This is a genomic window from Limoniibacter endophyticus (genome assembly GCF_014652835.1).
GTDB classification, from domain to species: domain Bacteria; phylum Pseudomonadota; class Alphaproteobacteria; order Rhizobiales; family Rhizobiaceae; genus Limoniibacter; species Limoniibacter endophyticus.
On sequence record NZ_BMZO01000007.1, the window covers coordinates 227,032 to 241,890 of the forward strand.

7 protein-coding genes are annotated in these 14,859 nt (G+C 56.4%); 6 read left to right on the plus strand and 1 reads right to left on the minus strand.

Translation table 11 applies throughout. The features are described from left to right. The first annotated feature begins 113 nt into the window (after window positions 1–113). From IE151_RS11905 to IE151_RS11930, 6 genes are read left to right on the plus strand one after another with little or no spacing between them, the layout of a single operon-like run. Window positions 114–2,555: a sensor histidine kinase gene (locus tag IE151_RS11905; protein WP_189490393.1), complete on the plus strand. Its 2,442-nt coding sequence runs from the start codon at window positions 114–116 to the stop codon at window positions 2,553–2,555. Further along, window positions 2,555–4,063: a tRNA (adenosine(37)-N6)-threonylcarbamoyltransferase complex ATPase subunit type 1 TsaE gene (gene tsaE, locus IE151_RS11910; protein ID WP_189490395.1), complete on the plus strand. Its 1,509-nt coding sequence runs from the start codon at window positions 2,555–2,557 to the stop codon at window positions 4,061–4,063. The genes IE151_RS11905 and tsaE overlap by 1 nt, the downstream gene beginning before the upstream one ends. A 2-nt stretch (window positions 4,064–4,065) precedes the next feature. After that, window positions 4,066–4,791 (plus strand): nucleotidyltransferase family protein, encoded by a 726-nt coding sequence (locus tag IE151_RS11915; protein WP_189490397.1) that lies wholly within the window; start codon window positions 4,066–4,068, stop codon window positions 4,789–4,791. Next, window positions 4,788–7,916, plus strand: a complete 3,129-nt coding sequence (gene addB, locus IE151_RS11920; protein ID WP_189490399.1) for a double-strand break repair protein AddB — start codon at window positions 4,788–4,790, stop codon at window positions 7,914–7,916. The genes IE151_RS11915 and addB overlap by 4 nt, the downstream gene beginning before the upstream one ends. Next, window positions 7,913–11,401, plus strand: coding sequence for a double-strand break repair helicase AddA (gene addA / locus IE151_RS11925; RefSeq protein ID WP_189490401.1), 3,489 nt, complete (start codon window positions 7,913–7,915; stop codon window positions 11,399–11,401). The genes addB and addA overlap by 4 nt, the downstream gene beginning before the upstream one ends. 16 nt (window positions 11,402–11,417) lie before the next feature. After that, entirely contained in the window at window positions 11,418–12,044 is a 627-nt protein-coding gene (locus IE151_RS11930) for a glutathione S-transferase family protein (RefSeq protein WP_189490403.1), read from the plus strand. A 12-nt stretch (window positions 12,045–12,056) separates the two neighbouring features. Here IE151_RS11930 and mutS read toward each other — a convergent pair whose 3' ends face one another. Next, complete coding sequence (mutS, locus tag IE151_RS11935) at window positions 12,057–14,789, minus strand: DNA mismatch repair protein MutS (RefSeq protein ID WP_382345181.1); 2,733 nt, start codon at window positions 14,787–14,789, stop codon at window positions 12,057–12,059. Window positions 14,790–14,859: the final 70 nt, after the last annotated feature.

Here is a 14,859-nt window from a genome sequence, read left to right on the forward strand (position 1 = left end):
ATGAATCGATTGGGCTGCCAGCGCTTCAACAAGCGGTCCGGACGAACGCTCGACAATCGGTAATATTTGAACGGAGTGGGGATGAAAGCTGGAAACGGGCACAGGGAGCCGCAATGCGCGTCTTGCTAAGCTTAGTGCCGGTATCGGCAGGACTCTTCCTGGCCACCTCGCCCGCCACCGCACAGTCACCATCTTCCCTAAGCTTCGGGCCATCCGAGGTCGTTCAGCTGTCTGTGATCGCGGGTATCATCGGCGCGGCTTTTGTTTGTGCTATTTGGCTTATCAAGCAGAAAAACAAACTCGATCGGCGCAACCGTGAACTCGGCCGCCGTCTGATCGATTTGAATGTGCAGCTTCAACGCTCGAATGCGCTTCTGAACCTGACTGGCGAGAGAATCTTGATCTGGTCCAATGATCAGGATCGTCCGGAACTCCTTGGTTCCATGCAAGATCATTCGGAAATTCCGGAAGAACTGTCAGGCATGCTGGCATTTTCACGGTGGCTGACGGCATCCTCGGCTACCAGTGTGGAGCGCGCAATCACCACTCTCAGAGCACAGGGCATTGCTTTCGAACTCATCTCGGAAACCCTGTCTGGAACGTTGCTAAGAGTTAAGGGCTACAAGCCTATGAGCCAGGCATTCGTGCGGTTCGAGGTGCTCGGCGATGACAGAGAAGAGATTGAGCGGTTAAGGCAAAGCAACGAAGAGCTCTCCACGGCGCAGGAGGGGCTTTTCCGGGCGCTTGACCTCCTGCCCTTGCCGCTGTGGCTACGGGATGCCGATCTGCGGCTTCGTTGGGTAAATACGGCCTATCTGAAGATGGTCGACGCGAAGGACAAAACCTCTGTTTTGCATCAGGATGTTGAACTGTTGGGGCAGCAGGCTCGTTCAATGATTGAACGTTCGCATCTGGAGCGGGGGATTTTCGCGGAGAAGCTCAATGCGGTTGTTTCCGGAGATCGGCGGGTTCTCCAGGTGACGGACATTCGAACCGTATCGGGCTCTATAGGCTCGGCGGAGGACATCACCGAGGTTGAGAACCTGCGCGGCCAAATACTGGATGCGCAGCGCAGCCATTCGGAAACGCTGGATCAGCTCACGACGGCCATTGCCATATTCGATAATGATCGCCGGCTCAGGTTCTACAATCAGGCATTTCAGGAGCTCTGGGCGCTTTCTGACAGCTACCTTGCGTCCAGCCCGGATCATGTCCTGCTTCTGGATCGGCTCAGAGAAGAAGGCAAACTGCCCGAACAACCCAAATGGGCAGGATGGAAGGATGAGCTGATGGAGGCTTATCGCTCGTCCGGTTCGATTGAGCACTGGTGGCACCTGCCGGACCGCCGCACCATTCGTGTTGTTGCCAATCCCCAACCAAAGGGCGGCGTCACGTGGATTTTCGAGAATGTAACCGAACGGATCGACCTTGAGAGCCGCTACAATACGGCAATGCGTGTTCAGAACGAGACGCTGGACAATCTAGCGGAGGGCGTTGCGGTCTTTGGGCCGGATGGATGGTTGCGGCTGTCGAACCCTGCTTTCGAAAAGCTATGGCGGATCGATTTATCAGGTTACGAGGAAGCTCCTCACATATCCGAATTGCGCAAGATGTGTGACGATGCTGCCATAGAAAGCCCTTGGGAAGACTTTGTCTCTCTCGTGACCGGACTTTCGGACGAGCGTGTTGATCGACATGGCAATGTGGAATTGCACAGCGGAACGATATTGCGCCACGCGGTGATCCATCTGCCGAATGGCCAGATGATGCTTACGTTCGTGGACGTAACGGATAGCGAGCGGGTGACACGCGCGCTGGCAGATAAGAATGAGGCGCTCGAGAAAGCGGACCGGTTGAAGAACGATTTCGTTCAGCATGTTTCCTATGAGCTACGCTCGCCCCTGACGAATATAATCGGCTTCACCGAACTTCTCGCCATGCCGGATACAGGGGTGCTCAACGAGCGTCAGCGTGAATATCTCCAGCACATCGGCTCGTCCTCATCCGTTCTCCTCACGGTAGTTAACGACATTCTCGATCTCGCCACCGTCGATGCCGGCATAATGCAGCTTGAAATCGGGGAAGTCGAAGTCGAGACTGTTCTGACTGCGACAGCTGAAATAATATCGGACCGATTGCGTGAGCACGCGATCGAACTGCGGCTCGATTACAAAGATGCACCGGCGAGCTTTGAGGGGGATGAGCAACGGGTTCGTCAGGTCCTTTTTAACCTGTTGCTGAATGCATCCAACTATGCGCCTGAGAACTCGGTAGTGACTCTTGGTTGCCGAAGGGTAACAAGCCAGATCGAGTTCTGGGTCCGAGATCTTGGGCCTGGGATTCCCGTCGATATTATGGACAGCGTATTTAACCGGTTTGAGCCGCGTGTTCACGGCGGACGCAGGCGAGGGGCCGGGCTTGGACTCTCAATCGTCAAAAGTCTCGTGGAGCTTCACGGCGGGGCGGTCGCGATCGATACCGGAGAAGACCGTGGAACGACGGTCTATTGCCGCTTTCCGCTGAGTGCGACATCTTCACGAGCGGCAGCCGAGTGATGAACGACTACTCGACCATCGAACTGCATCTGCCGGACGATGCTGCCACTCAACGCTTCGGTCAGGATCTTGCGGCTGCACTGCATAGAGGCGATGTCCTCATGTTGAAAGGCGACCTGGGAGCAGGAAAATCCACGCTCGCTCGCTCGATCATTCGCGCTTTGGCTGGGGATGCGGAGCTTGAGGTGCCCAGTCCGACATTCACTCTGGTGCAAAGCTATCAGACGGCGCTGCCAGCTTACCATTACGATCTTTACCGGCTGGGCGATCAGGATGAAATCTTCGAGCTGGGCTTTGACGAGGCATCCTCCTCGGGTGTCTGCCTCGTCGAGTGGCCGCAGATGGCTGAAGCGCATATGCCGGCGGATGGTCTAGTTATAAGCCTTACCGAGGCTGACGATGGCGGCCGTTATGCTGAGCTGGCCGGTCCGAAGGAAAAGATGGACCGACTGAACCGCGCGATGGAACAGCGGCGGTTTCTGGAAAACAGTGGCTGGCGAAACGCTCGGCGCGAATATCTTTCAGGCGATGCGTCGGCTCGTCACTACGAGCACGTTTTCGTCGAGGACAGGGATGCAATTCTTGTAGATTCGCCCGCTCTCGTGCCTGCAGGGCCGATGAATTCGACAAAGTCTTATGCAGATATCGCGCATATCGCTCTGAATTGCACCTCCTTCTTCGCGGTCGGGGAGATACTTCGCGGTGGTGGCCTGCGCGTGCCTTCCATATACGCCAAGGATCTGGATAATGGTTTCCTGCTTCTTGAGAACCTTGGTCATGACGGCATAGTGGATGCGGACGGAAAGCCGATTGCGGAACGGTACCTGGCAGCGGCGGATATGTTGGCGACGATGCATAGTCGCGCTTGGCCGCGTACTCACGTCGAGGCTGGCATCTCCTACGAATTGCCGCCATTTGATCGTGACGCCATCATGGCTGAACTCGATCTCTTGGTTGACTGGTATGTCCCTGAAAGGACAGGGGGGCCGGCACCTTCCTCCTTGCGCGCGGAATATCACGCCCTATGGCATGAGGCACTGGACGGAATCGAGGAGGGAGAGAAGACTATTATGCTTCGCGATTTCCATTCCCCAAACATTCTGTGGCAGGAGGCTTCTGAGGGATCCGACCGGGTGGGACTGATTGATTTTCAGGATGCACTATGGGGTCCTTCCGCCTATGATCTCGCCTCTTTGGCATTCGATGCAAGGGTCGATGTCCCCGCGAACATGGAAAATGCTATTTTGGAAAGATATCTGGAACGTCGAAAAGATACGGCTTTATTCGAAGCAGAAGGATTTCGACGTGCATATGCCTTGATGGCCCTACAACGTAATTCTAAGATATTAGGTATTTTCGTCAGGCTGAACCGGCGCGATGGAAAGCCCGGCTATATGCGTCATCTTCCCCGGATTTCTGGCTATATCCGAAGAGCCCTTGATCACCCGAGACTTGGTTCTCTCCGAGAGTTCTATATCCGCAACCGTTTGATCGACAACGTGGAATGACAATGAGCGCAGTACCGCGACAAGCCGTCGTCCTTGCAGCGGGGCTCGGTACCCGGCTACGCCCGATCACGGACACGATCCCCAAACCGTTGGTCCGCGTCGGCGGGAAGCCAATGCTTGATTGGGTGCTGGACGCGCTTGAAGAAGTTGGCGTTGAGAAGGTTTTCCTAAACGTTCACCATCTTGCGGATCAGATAGAGAGCCATGTGGCCAAAAGGAACTCGCCGGATATCACCATATCGGACGAGCGTCGGGAGCTCTTGGACTCGGGCGGTGGTGTTGAAAAGATCCTCCCCCTCATGAACCCTGCGCCGTTCTTTTTGTTGAACTCGGATACGTTCTGGCTTGACGATGAAGAGCCCAATCTTTCCCGGCTCGCTTCCACCTGGGATGACCGCACGATGGACATGCTCCTCATGCTGGCCAAGCCTGAACAGGCCACGGGGCACGGAGCAAAAACCGATTTCCTGCGTGAACCGGCGGGGCGCCTGGCGCGTAGCCCGAACAGAGAGTCAGGCTACATTTATGCGGGAGCTGCGATTATCCACCCCCGTATTTTCGAGCGGTCGGCCCGGGGTCGGCACTCGCTAAATGTGGAATTCGATGCAGCGATTGCGAAAGGGCGCTTGTTTGGCTGGCTGATGCATGGAAAATGGCTAACGGTTGGAACCCCGGACGCGATTGAATCGGCCGAAACTGTGATTAGACAATTCAGGATGTCAGCATGACCCACCGCAGGGCGAAACTGTTCTCGATTTCGCCCGGTGCACCTTTTTCCCCTACCTTCATCGATGCTCTTGTTTCTGGGAGGCTGGTTGAAGGGTTCGCGCCAGGAAATGATAGCTTCGCACTGGCGGCGGCAACAATTTATCTTCCTTCGCGTCGTGCCGCCCGATCCTTGCGAGCCGCTTTCGTGGAACGTTCTGTCGGCAAGGCAGCCCTTCTGCCCACGCTTCGCGTCATCGGCGAGTTCGACAACGACCAGACTATGCTCGAAACTGGCGAGCATGGCCTTCTGGATATGCCACCCCCTATAGACGCAAACGAGCGTCTGTTACTTCTAGCGCCGCTTGTCAGGGCCTGGAAGCGCCGGCTACCCACCGAGTTGATGGCTCGCTTCGATGAAGATCTAGTGATCCCGGCCTCGGCCGCTGACGCCATATGGCTGGCGCGAGATCTTTGTGAATTGATGGACGAAGTCGAAAGCGAGGAAGTAAGCTGGAGCGCGTTGAGTTCCCTCGTTCCAGAAGACCTCGCGACGTGGTGGCAGCTCAGCCTTGATTTTCTTTCCATTGTCTCGGAAGTTTGGCCTCAAGTGCTGAAGGAGCTCGGCAAGAGCAATTTTTCAGCATACCGTATCGCCACGCTGCGGGCAGAACGCCAACAGCTTGAAACAACCGGCGGCTTAAGCTCAGGTCCAGTGATTGCCGCCGGCTACATGAGCAGCTTTCCTGCAGCGGCGGAGCTGCTGTCTGCTATCGCCAGATTGCCTCATGGAGCCGTCGTCCTTCCTGGCCTCGACCCTCATCTGGATCAGTCCGATTGGTCTTCCATGAGCAGCCGTTCACCGGAGCCAGCTTTGTTCGGTCATCCGCAATATGGACTGGCGCGCTTATTGTCCCGAATGAGACTCGAGCCACGGGATGTCGAGATTATTGGATCAGACAGATCGGATTTGTGTTTTCGCGAGCGCGTACTGAGTGAAGCGCTAAAGCCAGCCGAAGCCACTGACAGCTGGATTAATATTCGCTCGGAATTCATGCCGGAAGCGCTCCGAGATGCGTTCCGCAACGTCTCCCTTATCGAGGCCGCTTTTCAGAGAGAGGAAGCCATTGCGATTGCCGCTGCGCTCCGAGATGCCGCTGCAGATCCGGGAAAGCGTGCTGCGCTCGTAACGGGCGATCGCGATTTGGCGCGTCGTGTCGCCAGCGAATTGGAACGGTTCGGCGTGAAGGCGGACGATTCTGGCGGCATTCCAATGTCCCGAACGTCTCCTGCTGGCTTGCTGCGTTTGCTGCTGGAAGTTACGCTTCGCCCGGGCGATCCTGTGGCGCTTCTTTCGCTCTTTAAGCATCCATTGCTTTCACTTGGACTCCCGCGCCGTGATGTCAGGCGCGCGGGCGAGACGCTCGAACTGATTTTGCTGCGTGGGGGAACGGGCAGGCCTGACATCGGAAATATCGTTCGGGATTTTGACAACCGATTGAGCTTCCTGGCGGACAGGCCCCATCCGCCTCACTGGTTGAAATTACTTAATGACGACCGGCTTAGTACGGCAAGAAAGGTGGCAGAGGCGCTTTTGAAAGCGACCATGCCGCTCATCGAATTACGCGGCACAAGCGAAGCCAACGTGGCAGGGATGACCTCCGTTACGGTGGACGTTCTGGAGGAGCTTGGGCGCGGCGAGGACCAGACACTCGATGAGCTTTATGATGGTGATGCTGGGTCGCGGCTGGCGCAATTTCTTTCGGGCCTCGTGGCCGCGCCGAATGGTCTAGCATTCTCAGCCTCCGAATGGCCTGACGTCCTTGGGGCACTCATGGCTTCGGAAAGCGTCAAACCTTCCACTTTTGCGGATGAACGCATCGCTATATGGGGCGCTCTCGAAGCACGTTTACAATCGGTTGATCTGATGATCATCGGGGGCCTGAACGAAGGAAGCTGGCCAAGGCGCGCGCAGAACGGGCGCTTCATGTCGCGAGTCATGAAGTCGGGGCTTGAACTTGAACCGCCGGAGAGTCGCATTGGTCTCGCAGCGCATGATTTCTGGATGCTTTCCGGATCGGACAAACTGATCCTTACGCGCTCGGTGAGAACGGGTGAATCCCCGTCGGTCGCCTCCCGGTGGTTGCAGCGTCTGCTCGCGTTCCTCGGTCCGGATCATGCTCGAGAAATGCGGAAACGGGGCCAGCAATATATAGATTGGGCGCGGCAGCTCGACCCTGTAGAGAAACGGCAGCCCACTGAACAGCCTTACCCGGTTCCTCCGCTTTCCGCCCGTCCGAAGTCGTTCTCTGTCACGGAGATCGAAACACTTCGCCGCGACCCTTACGCTCTTTATGCGAGGCGCATCCTGGAGCTCCATGCTCTGGATCCACTGGTGCGTGATCCTAATGCCGCGGAGCGAGGGACGCTCTTTCACGAGATCATGCATCGTTTCTCGAAAACCTTGCCCGCAAAGGATGATGAGACCGCTCTTGCTGCCTTGACCGAACTTGGCGGAGACTGTTTTGCGGAGTTGCAATTACCGCCGGATGTTGAGGCGGTTTGGTGGCCGCGTTTCCTTGCCCTGGCGCCCAACATCGTCGCATGGGAGAGAAGCAGAGCAGATATGACGCGGGCGCTCTATCCCGAAATCAAGTCCGAACGCATTGCTGTCGGGACGACGGAGACGTTGATCAGTGGTCGCGCGGACCGGGTCGATCTCCTGGTGACGGGCACGGCATCGATTATCGATTACAAGACCGGCTCAAACCCTTCGAAAAAACAGGCATTCTCGCTTGTATCCCCGCAACTCGCGCTTGAGGCTGCGCTTCTAGAGCGGGGAGCCTTCCAGGAAATCGGGCGCGTTCAAGCAGATGAGTTGGCGTTCATTCGATTTCGTCCGAATGGCGCGGTCGAGGTTGAAAACATTCTGACCCAAGCTCGCGAAACAAAGACGGCCTCGCAGCTTGCAGAACAGGCTTGGGAACGCCTGGAGGCAATGCTCGAGTTCTATAAGCAGCCGGCATCGGGCTACCGATCACGCATTCTGCCTTTCCGGGAAGGAGATACCGGAGGCGATTATGACCATCTGGCCCGTGTGCTGGAATGGTCCGCGGGAGCAGATGATTCGGAAGGAAGCGACGAATGAGCGGACGCCTTATCGTACCTTCGGAGACGTTGGAGAACCAGGCTAGGGCGTCCGATCCAGGTAATTCCGTGTGGGTCTCCGCAAATGCTGGCTCGGGTAAGACCCATATCCTTTCACAACGCGTGACGCGGCTCTTGTTGGAGGGAACGGACCCGTCAAAAATACTTTGCCTGACTTACACCCGCGCTGCGGCCGCGAACATGTCCATCCGAATTTTTGCAACCCTCTCGGATTGGGCGCTGATGGAGGACGCGGCTCTGGCAGAAAAAATTGCTGCTATTGAAGGAAAGCGGCCAGATGCCACGAAAATAAAGCGAGCCCGGCAATTATTTGCCCGAGCGCTTGAAACGCCCGGCGGACTCAAGATCCAGACGATCCATGCGTTCTGCGAGGCGCTTTTGCATCAATTTCCGCTGGAGGCGAACATTGCCGGCCATTTCCAGATGCTGGATGCACGCCTGGAACAGGTGCTGATGGCCCAAGCCAGACGGGAAATGATTACAAGCAGTGTAACGGCTGCATCGCCGCCACTGGCGAATGCTTTCGCACATGTTCTGACGCTAGGGAATGAGGCTGGACTTGATGGCCTTTTGTCGGAGATCGTTGCCAAACGCGACAAGTTGCGCGCCTTCATCGATGATATCCGCGAGGGTGATGGCTCTTTCGATGCTCTTTACGCAGACTTTGACCTTTCACCCACTGAGGATGAAGCGTCTTTGCTCAGAAGCTTCTGGCCGCTCCGAGACTTTCCAAATGCCTTTGCTGCGGCGTTCCTCGATCACGCCCGTTCGCTCGGAAAAGTGAGAGCGGAAGAATTCGCAGCCAGGCTCGTCGCAGCGGGAAATACAGGAAGTGAAGAAGAACGCTTCTCCATTCTCTGCGGGGCATTTTTGACACAGAAGGGTGAGGCTCGTAACATTTCGGCGCTGCTCCCCAAGGATATGGCGGCGCATTATCCTTCTTTTGCCGAAGCGTTCGCTTCGACCGCGGCAAAACTCATCGAAATTCGCGATAAAATTGCCGTCCTAAGAATGTTGAAGGGCACTATCAGCGCCTTGACGATCGCAGACTGGATGATCGCGAGCTACGAAGAGTTGAAATCGCGGGGGGGTTATCTCGATTTCAATGATCTCATCAGCCGAACGGTGAGGCTCTTGTCGCGACAGGACGTCAGCGCCTGGGTCCAATACAAGCTGGATCGTGGAATAGATCATATTCTTATCGATGAAGCGCAGGATACGAGTCCGGCGCAGTGGGAAATAATGCGCCGGCTAACTGAAGAATTCTTCTCCGGCAGTGGATCACGTGACCGGCCCACAAGAACGGTTTTTGCCGTTGGCGATACAAAGCAATCGATCTATTCCTTTCAGGGCGCGGATCCTCAGGCGTTCGACGACAACCGGTATCATTTCTCCAAGCAAGTAGAGGCCGCCGGTGGCAAGTTTGAGAATGTTCGTCTGCGGCATTCCTTTCGTTCAACTGAAGATGTTCTCGCTGCTGTTGATCGCGTCTTCGCTGCCGAGGAAATTCGAGAAGGAGTAAGCCCCGATCCGATCGAGCACGCTGCGGTTAGGGCCGGTCACATTGGTCGAGTGGAGCTGTGGCCGTCTATTGGCGCGGAGGCGGCCGAAGAGCCGGATGACTGGACACAAAGCATCGATCATGCACGGGCACCGGCTATAACGCTCGCACAGGAAATCGCATCCACCATCGCGGGATGGATTGGCGACGGTGATCTCCTTGCTGGGCAAGGGCGCGTGGTGCGGGCGGGCGATGTTCTGGTCCTGGTCCGTAAGCGGGACAGGTTCGTCAACGCTCTGTCGAGTGCGTTGAAAGCACAAGGAGTAGCGGTCGCCGGGGCTGACAGAATTAGTCTTCCTGGGCATATTGCAGTGCAGGATCTCGCCGCGCTTGGCCGGTTTCTGCTTCAACCCGAGGATGACCTTTCGCTTGCCTCGGTTCTGAAGAGCCCGATCTTCGATCTTGACGATAACGACTTGATGACGCTGGCTATCGGCCGGCGCTCTACATTGTATCGGTCCCTGCGAGACAAGGCTCAATACAACCTTCGATTCGAAAAGGTTGCGGCCGACCTCCAGCGTTGGTCGAGCGAGGCTGCTTTTCGTCCTGTGTTCGAATTCTACTCTGCGCTTCTGGGGCGTGATGGCCTACGGGCAAAGCTGAGTGCACGGTTGGGACCAGAGACATCGGATGTTCTCGATGAATTTCTCGCTTTTGCTATTGCAGAAGAGCAGACTGGCTTGCCGGGTTTAGACGCGTTCCTGCAGACGTTGCAGTCGGCGGCCCCGGAAATAAAGCGCGAGATGGATCAGACGCGCAATGAAGTGCGGATCATGACCGCACATGCCTCAAAGGGCCTTGAAGCGCCTGTCGTATTTCTGGTCGATAGCGGCTCTGCGCCGTTTTCAAACCAGCATTTGCCTAAACTGCTTCCATTCTCGTCACAAACAGGGCTCTGGCGCGGGGAGGGGTTTCTCTGGAATGTCGGCAAAATCGTCTCGAACGATTTTTCCGGCCAACTTTCAGAGCGCATCAAGCAGGCTGCGCGTGAAGAATATAACCGACTGCTCTATGTGGGCATGACACGGGCGGAAGACCGGCTTATTGTATGTGGCTATCACGGAAAGCGAGAGCCTGCGACCGCGAACTGGCATTCTCTGGTGAAGCGGGCTTTGGCGGACGAAACCGTGGTTAGTCGCGTGACCAATCCATACACCGGGAGGGAAGCCCTTCGTTTCGAGATAGATGATACTCGTCGACCTCTGCCGGTAGAGCAGAAAGAGCGGCAGGAGGCCGCGTCGATGGCGCCTTTGCCAGAGAGTTTCTCACAACCCTATCCCTCCGAGCCGCCGCTGCCTCGGCCATTATCGCCTTCCGGGGCAATAGCGCTCATCGATGAACCTGAAGAGGTTGCTCCATCGGAGAAATCACCGGTGATGAAGGATAGCCCCGATAGAAGCTTCGCTATTGAACGTGGCGTTGCCATGCACAGATTGCTGCAGTTTTTGCCGGGGCTTGAGACGCAGGATCGTGAGATGCGGGGGTATTCATTTCTCGAGAAGGCTGGAGCTGCATGGCCGGGCGGATGGAGAGAGAATGCCCTTTCATCGGTTATGGCCATTATAAGCGACCCGCGGTACCAGTTCATGTTTTCTCCGGCGTCGCGGGCGGAAGTCTCCCTGATGGGTACGTTGCTGATCAAAGGTCGACCTCGCATGGTATCAGGAAAGGTGGACAGGATCAGCGTGAGCGAAGATCGGGTGAGCATAGTCGATTACAAGACCGGACAACCCGTCCCTTCAGATATTTCGGAAGTTGCGCCGGCCTATCGGCTCCAAATGGCACTGTATCGCGCAGTCCTGCGTCAGATTTACCCGGGCAGGCCGATCGACGCCTATCTCCTTTATACGAGGGAGCCGAGCATGATACTGTTGCCGTCAGAATCTGATCCCGCCTTCGATTGAAGGCAAGGAGGTTGCAATGGCTGAGGATATTGTTCTCTACACCCACCCATTCTCACGCGGACGCATCATTCGTTGGATGCTGGAGGAAATCGGCGCACCCTATAAAACCGAGATCATGAATTTCGGTGCTGGCATGAAGAGTGCTGATTATCTGTCGATAAATCCGATGGGAAAAGTTCCAGCCATTGTTCATGGCAAAAAAATCGTGACGGAATGCGCTGCCATTTGTGCTTATCTCGCTGACGCGTTCCCGGAGAGGGATCTGGCACCTGCTCCTGAAGATCGTGCGGATTACTATCGTTGGATGTTTTTCGCAGCCGGCCCTTTGGAGGCGGCCATCTCAAATAAGGCGCTGGGTTTCAAGGTGCCGGACGACCGCCGCACCATGATCGGCTATGGCAGCTTTGAGGATGTGGTAGATACGTTGGAAGCGGCTTTGAAGGGAAAGGACTATATAGCAGCCGGACGCTTCACGGCTGCGGACGTCTATGTCGGTTCGCATATCGGGTGGGGTTTGCAATTTGGTACGCTGGAAAAACGTGCCGAATTCCAGCGCTATCTCGGTGGACTTGCGAAGCGGCCCGCATTTCAACGCGCCACGCAGCTTGATGACGAAGCGGCGAAAAATCTGGAGAAGAACTGACGTGATAAAGCGTCAGTTCTTCTTTTTATCCGCAACCGCCTTGAGGCGGTAGAGCGCGTCGAGTGCCTCGCGAGGGCTCAAGTCATCAGGATTGACGGAGGAGAGCACGACACGTAGCTCATCCGCCTGTGGAACGGTCTGCTGACGCTTGGTTTCCGCTACGCTGAATAGCGGCAAATCATCGACCAGCTTGTCGGCCTTGCCAGAATCCTCGCCTTCTTCCAATTGATGCAGAACCGCACGTGCACGTTCCACGACAGCATCCGGCAAGCCAGCCAGTCGCGCCACCTGGACGCCATAGGAGCGATCTGCCGCCCCTTTCGCAATTTCATGGAGGAAGATGACCTCGCCGTTCCATTCCTTCACGCGCATCGTGACATTATCCAGACGAGCGAGTTTCTGCGAAAGCGCGGTCATCTCGTGGAAATGTGTCGCAAATAGCGAGCGGCAGCGGTTCTGTTCATGCAGAAACTCGACAGTTGCCCAGGCGATGGAGAGGCCGTCGAATGTTGAGGTGCCTCGTCCAATTTCGTCGAGGATGACTAGCGCTCGTTCGCTCGCTTGATTGAGAATAGCAGCTGTTTCCACCATTTCGACCATGAAGGTCGAGCGACCGCGCGCCAGATCGTCGGATGCGCCGACGCGTGAGAACAGCCGATCGACAATGCCGATTTGGGCCGAACGAGCCGGAACGTATGAACCCATCTGCGCTAGGATGGCGATCAGGGCGTTCTGGCGCAGAAAGGTCGATTTACCGCCCATGTTCGGACCGGTCAGCAGCCAGATAGCGCCATTCGTGGTTCCGGCAGGCGGTGATAGATCGCAGTCATTGGCAACGAATGGCGTTTCGGCTTGTCGTTGCAGTGCCTGTTCCACGACGGGATGGCGGCCGCCCTCGATTGCGAAGGCCATGCTGTCGTCGACCGTGGGGCGACAATAATTCTGGCTCACCGCAAGATGGGCAAGCGCGACGGAAACGTCCGCCACGGCGAGTGCGTTCGCCGCTGATCGTAATGCGTCGGCGTGTGAGACTGCTTCCATCTGCAGCTTCTCGAAGATTTCCAGTTCGAGCGTGAGGGCGCGACCTGCCGCATTGGCGATTTTGCTCTCAAGGTCCGCCAATTCCGGAGTGGTAAAGCGCATTGCATTTACCATGGTCTGGCGGTGAATGAAGCGCGCTTTCATTTCCGGTGAACCGATCAAGGCCTCCCCATGTGTGGCGTTCACCTCGATGTAATAGCCCAGCATGTTATTGTGCCGGATCTTAAGCGCGCGGATACTCGTTTCTTCGACCAGTGCACGTTCCATTTCGGCGATAACGCGGCGGGATTCGTCGCGCAAAGCACGCATTTCGTCGAGTTCGGTCAGATAGCCCTTCGCGCAGAAGCCGCCGTCGCGCTTTAGAAGGGGGAGGTCCTCGTCCAGGGCGCTTTGGAGATGGGAGAGGAAGTCAGCGGGAAGCCTACTCAGTGTTTCTCGAACCCGATCGAGTTCTGCCGGCAAATTACGGCCATCAAGTCTGGACTGAACCGACGTGGAAACCATGAGACCTTCGCGAAGCGCAGCGAGATCACGTGGGCCGCCTCGATTGAGCGCTAGCCGGGAAAGCGCGCGCGCGATGTCCGGAGCCGATTTCAAAAGCGCACGAAGCGCCTCACACAGATCCGGCTCGTGCAGGAGAAAATCTATCGTATCCAGCCGCTGGGTGATTTCCTCGGTTTTTGTGAGCGGTGCCATCAGGCGTTCCGCCAGCAGACGGGCACCCGGTCCGGTCACGGTGCAATCAATTGCCTTGAAAAGCGATCCTTCCCTCTTGCCAGATAGGGTACGTAGAAGCTCGAGGTTGGCGCGCGTGGCGGGATCGATGAACATGGTGGAGCCAATATGCTCTCGTTCGGGTCTCGCAAGGGGAGGGCGCTCTCCGATTTGAGTTTTTTCCACATAGGCGATTGCGGCAGAGATTGCCGCCAGCTCCACGCGCGAGAACGCACCAAAACTATCCACCGTTGAGACGTCGTAGAAGCGCGCAATTCGGCCGGCAGCAGCACTGGAATCAAAGAGTATTGCAGGTTGGGGAACCGCGACGCGCCCGAGCATGTCCATCAGGCCGCGCAATTTCGGATCGTGAAACACAGTGTCGGCAACGATAAGCTCCCTTGGGTCGACGCGGAAAATGTCCGACGAGAGCTGGTCTCCATTGCTTTCGCAGACACGAAACACACCGGTTGAGATATCGATCCAGGCGAGAGCGAAAAGGTCGTCGTCGCTACTGCCTTTGAGCCTTGCGAGGGCCATCAGGAAGTTCGACTGCGAAGGTTCCAGAAGCTTGTCTTCCGTCAGCGTACCAGGTGTCACCAGTCGAACCACGTCGCGACGTACCACCGATTTCGCACCGCGTTTCTTTGCTTCTGCAGGGTCTTCCACCTGCTCGCAAACCGCAACCCGATGGCCAAGAGCAATCAGCTTCTGCAGATAGTCGTCTGCGGCATGCATCGGCACACCGCACATGGGAATATCTTCCCCTTGATGCTTGCCGCGTTTCGTCAGGGTGATGCCAAGCGCTCGTGAGGCGATCTCCGCGTCATCGAAGAAAAGTTCGTAGAAATCGCCCATCCGGTAGAAGAGAAGCGAGTCCGGATTGGCGTTCTTGATTTCGATAAACTGCTCGATCATGGGCGTCGCACCGGTCTTGTCCAGAACGGTGGAAGGTTTCGTTGGAATGTCTATGATCGTCTGGTCGTTCACGCGGGATGCTCGTAAAAACTCGAATTGAAAAGAAGAAGGTTTACGTCACCGCACTCTAGCCCTATTCCAT

Bases quoted from the DNA above. Each gene is read 5' to 3' on its own strand.
- IE151_RS11915 (WP_189490397.1), top strand. From the start codon at position 4,066: ATGAGCGCAGTACCGCGACAAGCCGTCGTCCTTGCAGCGGGGCTCGGT.
- addB (WP_189490399.1), top strand. From the start codon at position 4,788: ATGACCCACCGCAGGGCGAAACTGTTCTCGATTTCGCCCGGTGCACCT.
- addA (WP_189490401.1), top strand. From the start codon at position 7,913: ATGAGCGGACGCCTTATCGTACCTTCGGAGACGTTGGAGAACCAGGCT.
- IE151_RS11930 (WP_189490403.1), top strand. From the start codon at position 11,418: ATGGCTGAGGATATTGTTCTCTACACCCACCCATTCTCACGCGGACGC.
- IE151_RS11905 (WP_189490393.1), top strand. From the start codon at position 114: ATGCGCGTCTTGCTAAGCTTAGTGCCGGTATCGGCAGGACTCTTCCTG.
- tsaE (WP_189490395.1), top strand. From the start codon at position 2,555: ATGAACGACTACTCGACCATCGAACTGCATCTGCCGGACGATGCTGCC.